The sequence below is a fragment of the Sporosarcina koreensis genome, from assembly GCF_001531445.1.
Classification (GTDB): domain Bacteria; phylum Bacillota; class Bacilli; order Bacillales_A; family Planococcaceae; genus Sporosarcina; species Sporosarcina koreensis_C.
This window is the reverse complement of sequence record NZ_LQYA01000046.1, coordinates 1-243: the sequence shown is the minus strand read 5'-3', so window position 1 is coordinate 243 and position 243 is coordinate 1. Positions and strand designations below refer to the sequence as shown.

Genomic DNA, 243 nt, shown 5'->3' with positions numbered 1-243 from the left:
CGTGTGAGCGATTTAAAGGCTGAAATAGGATTAGTTTATAAAAGTGCGAAAGAGTTTTTAAGGGATCGCACAGACAACGTGAGAGCCTTTAAGAAGGTTTTTGGTGAGTTGGTGGACAAGATAAGGGAAAAAACAACTGGAAGCGAATTTGAACGATTACACAAGCGTGAAAAGGCTCGTGAGCGAAATAATGATATGAGTAGATAAAAAAAGAACCTTCGAAGGTTCTTTTTGTTTTTGTCT

Annotated in this window: 1 pseudogene; it reads left to right on the top strand. The window is 37.9% G+C overall.

What is annotated here, in order from left to right:
- Positions 1 to 207: pseudogene (locus AWV70_RS23780) on the top strand (plasmid recombination protein); the annotation flags it as partial.
- Positions 208 to 243 lie beyond the last annotated feature (36 nt).